The organism is Stenotrophomonas sp. PS02289, assembly GCF_029960115.1.
Classification (GTDB): Bacteria; Pseudomonadota; Gammaproteobacteria; order Xanthomonadales; family Xanthomonadaceae; genus Stenotrophomonas.
Window position 1 is genome coordinate 1 of the sequence record NZ_JASCOZ010000183.1, and the last position, 8,151, is coordinate 8,151.

Sequence of the window (8,151 nt, forward strand, 5' to 3'; positions counted from 1 at the left end):
GCCCTCAGCACCGCCTGGGCCGGCCAACGGCCGGCGCTACCCGGTTTGCAGATCTTCGATCTACAAACCCTGCATCAACGCCATCTGCGCCGAATGCGGCGGCTCGTCGTGGGCGGGCGCGCATTTGCGGTACTCGCCGTCGGCATGCAGCTCCCACGCATTGAGGTTGTCATCCAGATAGTTCTGCAGCACCTCGCGGTACACGCGGCGCGCCAGCTCCGGGTCCAGGATCGGGAAGCAGGTTTCCACCCGGCGCAGCAGGTTCCGCTCCAGCCAGTCGGCGCTGGCGCAGTAGAGCTCGGACGCCCCGTCGTTGCCGAACCAGTACACGCGGCTGTGTTCCAGGAAGCGGCCGACAATCGAGCGCACGCGGATGTTCTCCGACACGCCGGGCACGCCCGGGCGCAGCGTGCAGGCACCGCGCACGATCAGGTCGATCTGCACGCCCGCCTGTGAGGCTGCATACAGCGCGCGCACCACCTGCGGTTCGTTCAGTGCATTCATCTTGGCGATGATCCGTCCCGGGCGGCCACTGGCGGCCAGGCGCATCTCGCGTTCGATCTTCTGCAGCAGACCGGTATGCAGGGTGAAGGGCGACTGCAGCAGGCGCTTCAGGCGGGTCTTCGATGCCAGCCCGGACAGCTGCTGGAACAGCAGGTGCACGTCGTTGCCAATGTCGGCGTCGGCGGTGATCAGGCTCAGGTCGGTATACGCGCGCGCCGTACCGCTGTGGTAATTGCCGGTGCCCAGGTGCACGTAGCGGCGCAGCTTGCGGCCCTCGCGGCGCACGATCAGCAGCATCTTGGCGTGGGTCTTGAAGCCCACCACGCCATACACCACCTGTACGCCCGCTTCCTGCAGGCGATCAGCCAGGCCCAGATTGGCCTCTTCGTCAAAGCGCGCGCGCAGTTCCACCACCACGGTGACGTCCTTGCCATTGCGCGCGGCCAGGATCAGCGCATCGACGATCTGCGAGTCCTTGCCGGTGCGGTACAGGGTCTGTTTGATCGCCAGCACGGCGGGATCCACCGCGGCCTGCTTGATCAGGTCCAGCACCGCGGTAAAGGCATCGAACGGATGGTGCAGCAGCACATCTTTGCGCGCGACGGTCTCGAAGATGCCGTCGCTGTCGCGCAGGTTGCGCGGACTCATCGGCGGATACTTCAGGTCGGGACGGGCCAGCAGGTCATACAGCTGGATCACCCGGTTGAGATTGACCGGGCCGTCGATCGGATACACCGCGTTGTCGGTCAGGCCGAAATTCTGCAGCAGCGTGCGCACGATCTCGCGCGGGCAGTCGTGCGCGATCTCCAGGCGCACCGCCGGTCGATAGCCGCGGTCCACCAGTTCGTCGCGCAGCGCCAGCGCCAGGTTCTCGACTTCTTCCTCGTCCACCACCAGCTCGGAATTGCGGGTCACGCGGAACTGGTAGGCCCCTTGCACCTCCATGCCCGGGAACAGTTCCTCCACGAAGGTGGACAGCACCGAGGACAGGAACACGTAGGTCTGCGCACCGTTGCCGAGCGAATCGGGCAGCTGGATGATGCGCGGCAGCGAACGTGGCGCACGCACGATGGCCATGTGCCCGGCGCGGCCGAAGGCGTCGGTGCCCTTGAGCACCACCACGATGTTCAGCGACTTGTTGAGGATCTTCGGGAACGGGTGCGACGGGTCCAGGCCCAGCGGCGACAGCACCGGCATGATCTCGTTGCGGAAGTACGCGCGCAGCCAGCGCTTCTGACGGTGGTTCCACGAATGCCGGCCGAGCACGTCGATGCCGGCCTCGTGCAGGGCGGGGCGCAGGGTTTCATTCCAGCAGCGGTATTGCTGGTCGACCAGTTCGGCGGCGCGGTCGTGGATGGCGTTCAGGATCGCCTGCGGGGTCATGCCGTCCGGTGCGGGCGGCAGGCCGAATTCCTGCGCATGGCGCACGGCAGCCGCGCGGATCTCGAAGAACTCGTCCAGGTTGGTGCAGGAAATGCACATGAAGCGCAGGCGCTCCAGCACCGGAACCTGCGGGTCAAGCGCCTGGGCCAGCACGCGGAAGTTGAAATCCAGCTGCGACAGCTCGCGGTTGATGTACAGCGATGGCTCACGCAGGGAATCGGTGTCCGTCGGCAACGCGATGGGAACAAGGGTGCTCATGCGGAGAAGTCTTCGGCAGAAGGAAGAGCGGCTTCAGTGCGCGCACGCACGTGGTCGGCGTCAAAGTGGCACGAGAACGTGCTGCCCTTGCCGACCTCGCTCTGGATCTCCAGGCGTGCGTGGTGCAGGCCCAGAATGTGTTTGACGATGGACAGGCCCAGCCCGGTGCCGCCGCTTTCGCGCGACCGGCTGCTGGACACACGGTAGAAACGCTCGGTAAGACGGGGCAGGTGATTGGCCGGAATGCCGTAGCCGGTGTCACGCACCGACAGCACCACGCCCTGGCCTTCGCGCGCCAGCACCACGTCGATGCGGCCGTCGACCGGGGTATAGCGCACGGCGTTGGTGACCAGGTTGGAGAACGCGCTGTGCAGCTCCTTGGTCGAGCCCAGCAGGTCCACGCCGGCGGTGTCGGTGACGCTGATCAGATGGCGGCCCTGGCTGTGCGCTTCGGCTTCGCGGCGCAGAGTGGCCAGCATCGGTGCCATCGCCACGGTTTCTTCTTCGGTATGTTCCTGCGATTCCAGCCGCGACAGGGTCAGCAGGTCTTCCACCAGCTGCGCCATGCGCTGGGACTGCTTGCGCATTTCCTCCAGCATGGGGCCGGTGCCCGGGAAGTCTTCCGGGTCCATCATGTCCAGGTAACCATGCACCACCGTCAGCGGGGTGCGCAGCTCATGCGAGACGTTGGCGACGAAGTCGCGGCGCACCTGCTCCAGTCGCAGCAGCTTGCTCACATCACGCGCGATCAGCAGCCAGTAGTCGGCCGAGTAGGGGATCAGGCGCAGGTTGAGGCGGATGGCCGGGTCGACGGGGGAGGGCACGTCCAGGATCGGTTCGGCGTTGCGGCCGCCGGCCAGCCAGTGCGCCAGCGGCATCGGCTGCAGGCGTTCGACCAGTGCCTCGCCCAGATCACCCGGGTGATGCAGGCCCAGCAGCGAGGTCGCCGCTTCGTTGAACCACTGCACGCGCTGGCTGTTGCGGTCCACCACCACCACGGCGTCCGGCAAGGCGGCGGCGGCGGCGCGGTAGCTGCGCAGCATGTCCAGCAGGCGGCGCTTGCGCGTGCGCATTTCCACCTGGTTGCGGTACAGGACGCGGTCCAGCTCGTTCCACACGCCAACGCCACTGGCGGTTTCCCAGCGCTGGCGCGCGGTCAGCCGGCCCAGCACCCCGCGCAGCCGCCAGTAGTGCCAGACCAGCGCGCCGATCGACACCAGCGCGATGCACATCCATACGTGCCCGGTGGCCAGACCCACCAGTACAGCGGCCAGCAGCAGAACGGCCAGGGTGGCAAGGGTCTTCAGCCAGGCGGAGCGGATGTGGCGCGGCATTACATTCTCGGGTGGATGACACGTGACGTAGAGCGGGGCGCGGCCCCGCTGCGCAGCTACTGGACCCTATCAGGTCGCAGTCGAGAACCGATAGCCGGCCCCACGCACCGTCTGCACCATGTTCTCCGCACCGAACGGCTCCAGCGTCTTGCGCAGGCGGCGGATGTGCACGTCGATGGTGCGCTCCTCCACATACACACTGCCGCCCCACACGTGGTCGAGCAACTGCGCGCGGGTGTAGACGCGCTCGGGATGGGTCATGAAGAAGTGCAGCAGGCGGTATTCGGTCGGGCCGATCGGAATCGGCTGGTCGCCGGCGAACACCCGGTGGGCCGCCCCGTCGATGCGGATGTTGCCCACCGCGACGCTGCCGTCCTCGTCGTCCTCACGGGCGCGGCGCATGACGGCGCGGATCCGGGCCAGAAGCTCCCTGGCCGAGAACGGCTTGACCACGTAGTCGTCCACGCCGGCTTCCAGACCGCCGACGCGATCGTTTTCTTCCCCACGCGCGGTCAGCATGATGATCGGCACCTCGCGGGTCAGCGCCTCTTTGCGCCAGCGGCGGGCCAGGTCCAGGCCGCTGGTGCCGGGCAGCATCCAATCCAGCAGGATCAGATCCGGTACGCGGTCGGCAATGGCGGTCTGCGCCTCGCGCGCGTCACCGGCGTGAATGGGGTCGTAATCACCCTTGCGCAGGGCGAAGGCGACCATCTCGCGGATCGCGGGTTCGTCGTCGACGATCAGGATGCGTTTTTGCACGTGCCCACCGTATTGCTCATCAGACCGGGATGCTGCCCAGTAGACTACGGTTTCATGACAGGTTTGTGACCAGCCCTCGAGGCGGATTCATCGGTGTGTCGCTTTCATGTCATTTTCACGCGCCGGGAGGGCCTCCCTAGCGTCGCTCCAGCTCCGGGTCATTGATCCCTTGGCGGCGCATCTCCAGCACGGTCGGGGTGATGCTCTCGATCCGCGCGTCCACCCGTGCCCGCCCCACGTAATCCAGCTCCGGCTGTTTCTTCAGGGCCTGCAGCTGCATCAGGGCCTGCTCCGGGCGGCCGTTCAGGAAGGCGGCCTCGGCATACGCCTCGCTGGCGCGGATGCTGTCCCCGGCCAGTTCGCTGGCGCGGGCGAAGCGCTGCTGGAACACCGGATCGTTGCCGCTCTGCGACAGCAGCGGTCGCAGCATTGCCTGCGCGCGCTGGCCGGCCTCGCGGCCCCCCTGCTGATTGAGCACGTCGGCATAGGTCAACGCCACCGGACGGCTGCCCGGATGCTCGCGCAGCAAGGCGTCGAAGCGGGCATTGGCCTGGGCGGTCTGCCCCGAGCGCGACTCGGCTTCGCCCAGCGCCAGCGCCAGCCACAGGTTGTCCGGGTGGGTCCGCAGCAGTTCGGCCAAGTCGGTGCGTGCCTGCGCTGCGCCGCCGGCGCGCAGCCGGGACAGCGCCAGGCCGTACTGCTGGGCGTCGGACAGGCCGTTCTTCTGCGAACGCTGCAGGTTCTGGTATTCCGTCGCCAGCTCGCTGGGGGTATCGGCGCTGAGCACCCGCAGCCGCTCACGGGCCCAGTCGAACTGCCCGGAGGCCCCGCGGCTGAGCGCGTTGACCGAGAACTGCATGCCCGAGGGCAGCAACGGGTTGCTGCGTCGGACCATCGGGTCGGACAGGGCCGGGTCGGCCGGGTCCACGCGCTCGGTGCGGACCCCGGTCGGGGTCTGCGTGGTCAGCAGCACGGTGTCCTTCTTCATCTGCTCGGCGCGCGCCTTGGCCTCGCTGATACGGGTGGTGTTGACCGGGTGGGTCTGCAGGAAGTCCGGCACCGAGTATCCGCCGGCGTTACCGCGCATCGATGCGGACATGCGCTCGAAGAACCCGGCCATCGCGTCCACGTCGTAGCCGCTGCGGGCCAGGGTGCGGATGCCCAGCCGGTCGGCTTCGGACTCATTGCTGCGGGTGTAGTTGATCTGGCGCTGCTGCATCAGGCCCATGCCCGAGGTGATCGCGGCCATCGTCGCATCGCCCGACGAGTTGCCACCGGCCTGCTGCGCGGCCACCACCGCCGCCAGCATGCCCAGCAGGATCGGGATCTGGTCGCGCTGGGCCCGTTCGACGCCGCGCAGTACGTGCTGCTGGGTGACATGGGCGATTTCGTGCGACAGCACCGCCGCGACCTCGTCCTCGCGTTCGGCGGTCAGCACCAGCCCGGCGTTCACCCCGATGTAGCCGCCCAGCGTGGCGAACGCGTTGATCTGGCGGTCGCGCAGCATGAAGAAGGTATACGGCTGGCGTGGCTGCGCGCTGTTGGAGCCGAGCCGGGTGCCCATGGTCTGCAGCCATTCGTCCACCAGCGGGTCTTCCAGCAACATGCCGTAGTTGCGCAGTTCGCGCAGCATCATGCCGCCGTACTCGGCCTGGCGGGCGGGGGTCAGCAGTTCCCCGGCAGAGGAGCCGATGTCCGGCAGCTTGGCGTCCTGGGCCTGTGCCAGCGGCATGGCCAAGGCCAGGGTCAGTGCGGCAGAGAGCAGCAGAAGGCGCAAGCGGAGGCTCCGGAGCAGGCGGGTAGGGCGGTTGTGCAGGCAGCGTGACAGGCGATGCCGAAATCTGTCGTTAATCCACAGTGTTGCGGCGATGGCATCGAAATTCCAGCGGGGCGATACCATATACAGACACTCGTTCCGCTGTGGAGTTTCCCGTGAGCCAAGATGTCGCTTCCAACCCGGGCGGGAAGCCGCCCATCACCATCTATTCCACCGCCGTGTGTCCGTACTGCGTGGCCGCCAAGAACTTCCTGAAGAGCAAGGGCGAGTCCTGGACCGAGGTCCGCATCGACCTGGACCCGGCCGAGCGCGAGAAGATGATGGCCAAGACCCGCCGCACCAGCGTGCCGCAGATCTTCGTCGGCGACGTTCACGTGGGCGGGTTCGACGACATGATGGCGCTGCACCAGGCCGGCAAACTTGAGCCGCTGCTGAACGGAGAACAGGCATGAGCGCGGCGGACGAAGGCAGCAAGGACCGCATCGCGGAGTTCACCGAGTTCCGCAAGCGCATGAACGAGCGCATCCTGGGTGAGCCCAACCAGGTCGTGCGACGCTTCTTCGCGCTGGACACCCAGACCTACCAGGCCGGCGCGCTGGACGTGAAGACCAAGGAACTGCTGGGTCTGGTCGCCTCGATGGTGCTGCGCTGCGACGACTGCATCAGCTACCACGTGGCCCAGTGCAAAGAGGCGGGCGTGAGCCGTGAAGAGTTCTTCGAGACTTTCTCGGTAGGCCTGGTGGTCGGCGGTTCCATCGTCATTCCGCACCTGCGCCGCGCCGTGGACTTCCTGGACCAGCTGGAAGGCGGGGCAGCCACCCCGGCCGCGCACGAACATTGATGAACGGACGCCCGACCCACGGTCGGGCGCTACCGGTGTGGGACCTTTGTCTATTTGGGGTCATCCGCCCGGGTGGGGCATAATTGCGGGTGAAACTTCCCTTGCGCCTGTGCTCCGGCTCCCGGACCAAGGCGCTTCCCCCTGGTTCGGAATAGATATCAATGACGCAGAAAATCACGGTCATCCGCGGTGACGGCATCGGCCCGGAAATCATGGACGCCACGCTCTTCGTGCTCGACAAGCTGAACGCCGGGCTGGAATACGAAGAAGCCGACGCCGGCCTGGTGGCCCTGGAAAAGCACGGCGACCTGATGCCGGCTTCCACCCTGGAATCGATCGCGCGTAACAAGATCGCCCTGAAGAGCCCGCTGACCACCCCGGTCGGTGGCGGCTTCACCTCCATCAACGTCAGCCTGCGTCGTCATTTCGACCTGTACGCCAACGTCCGTCCGGCCACCTCGTTCCCGAACACCAAGTCGCGCTTCGGCGACGGCGTGAACCTGATCACCGTGCGCGAGAACACCGAAGGTGCCTACCTGGCGGAAGGCCAGGAAGTCTCGGCTGACGGCGAAACCGCCTTCTCCGGCACCCGCATCACCCGCAAGGGCTCGGACCGCATCGTCCGCTACGCCTTCGAGCTGGCCCGCAGCACCGGCCGCAAGAAGGTCACCGCCGTGCACAAGGCCAACATCATCAAGTCGACCTCGGGCCTGTTCCTGAACGTCGCCCGTGAAGTGGCCGCCGAGTACCCGGACATCGAGTTCCAGGAAATGATCGTCGACAACTGCTGCATGCAGCTGGTGATGCGTCCGGAACAGTTCGACATCATTGTCACCACCAACCTGTTCGGCGACATCATCTCCGACCTGTGCGCCGGCCTCGTCGGCGGCCTGGGCCTGGCCCCGGGTGCCAACATCGGCAAGGACGCGGCCATCTTTGAAGCCGTGCACGGCACCGCGCCGGACATCGCCGGCCAGGGCAAGGCCAACCCCTGCGCCCTGCTGCTTGCTGCCGCGCAGATGCTGGACCATGTCGGCCAGCCGGAAAACGCCGAGCGCCTGCGCAAGGCCATCGTTGCCACCCTGGAAGCCAAGGATTCGCTGACCGGCGACCTCGGCGGTACCGGCAACACCATGGGCTTCGCCCAGGCGATCGCCAGCCGTCTGTAATCGGCTCGATCTCCGTGGAAACAAAAAGGCACCCGCGAGGGTGCCTTTTTCGTTCGTCTCTGCGTGGGGCGGGGGCCCCCCGCGCGCCGCCCCCCCCGGGGGGCGGGGGCGGGGGCGGGGGGGGGG

General features: G+C 67.0%; 7 protein-coding genes. 3 read left to right on the forward strand and 4 right to left on the reverse strand.

Annotated elements, in window-relative coordinates; translation table 11 throughout:
* Positions 1 to 60: 60 nt before the first annotated feature.
* The 4 genes from ppk1 to QMX83_RS18400 form a co-directional block, all read right to left on the reverse strand.
* Complete coding sequence (ppk1, locus tag QMX83_RS18385; RefSeq protein ID WP_282298084.1) at positions 61 to 2,145, reverse strand: polyphosphate kinase 1; 2,085 nt, start codon at positions 2,143 to 2,145, stop codon at positions 61 to 63.
* Complete coding sequence (gene phoR / locus QMX83_RS18390) at positions 2,142 to 3,479, reverse strand: phosphate regulon sensor histidine kinase PhoR (protein WP_282298085.1); 1,338 nt, start codon at positions 3,477 to 3,479, stop codon at positions 2,142 to 2,144. The genes ppk1 and phoR overlap by 4 nt, the downstream gene beginning before the upstream one ends.
* Before the next feature lie 69 nt (positions 3,480 to 3,548).
* Positions 3,549 to 4,238: a phosphate regulon transcriptional regulator PhoB gene (gene phoB / locus QMX83_RS18395; protein WP_125362262.1), complete on the reverse strand. Its 690-nt coding sequence runs from the start codon at positions 4,236 to 4,238 to the stop codon at positions 3,549 to 3,551.
* A gap of 136 nt (positions 4,239 to 4,374) precedes the next feature.
* Positions 4,375 to 6,015, reverse strand: a complete 1,641-nt coding sequence (locus tag QMX83_RS18400) for a M48 family metalloprotease (RefSeq protein ID WP_282298086.1) — start codon at positions 6,013 to 6,015, stop codon at positions 4,375 to 4,377.
* 155 nt (positions 6,016 to 6,170) lie between these two features.
* On the opposite strand from QMX83_RS18400, the gene grxC reads away from it, so the two are divergent.
* From grxC to QMX83_RS18415, 3 genes are all read left to right on the forward strand, one after another.
* The gene (grxC, locus tag QMX83_RS18405; protein ID WP_282298087.1) at positions 6,171 to 6,467 is read left to right on the forward strand and encodes a glutaredoxin 3; all 297 of its coding nucleotides are present in this window, start codon (positions 6,171 to 6,173) and stop codon (positions 6,465 to 6,467) included.
* Positions 6,464 to 6,856, forward strand: coding sequence for a carboxymuconolactone decarboxylase family protein (locus QMX83_RS18410; protein WP_282298088.1), 393 nt, complete (start codon positions 6,464 to 6,466; stop codon positions 6,854 to 6,856). Before grxC ends, QMX83_RS18410 begins: the two co-directional genes overlap by 4 nt.
* Before the next feature lie 161 nt (positions 6,857 to 7,017).
* Positions 7,018 to 8,025 carry an isocitrate dehydrogenase gene (locus QMX83_RS18415; protein WP_282298089.1) on the forward strand — a complete coding sequence of 336 codons (1,008 nt, stop codon included), beginning with the start codon at positions 7,018 to 7,020 and terminating at the stop codon, positions 8,023 to 8,025.
* The last annotated feature ends 126 nt before the right edge of the window (positions 8,026 to 8,151 follow it).

What these genes read in the sequence shown, in the direction of transcription:
- ppk1 (WP_282298084.1), bottom strand. Translation starts at nt 2,145, where the DNA reads ATGAGCACCCTTGTTCCCATCGCGTTGCCGACGGACACCGATTCCCTG.
- phoR (WP_282298085.1), bottom strand. Translation starts at nt 3,479, where the DNA reads ATGCCGCGCCACATCCGCTCCGCCTGGCTGAAGACCCTTGCCACCCTG.
- QMX83_RS18410 (WP_282298088.1), top strand. Translation starts at nt 6,464, where the DNA reads ATGAGCGCGGCGGACGAAGGCAGCAAGGACCGCATCGCGGAGTTCACC.
- QMX83_RS18415 (WP_282298089.1), top strand. Translation starts at nt 7,018, where the DNA reads ATGACGCAGAAAATCACGGTCATCCGCGGTGACGGCATCGGCCCGGAA.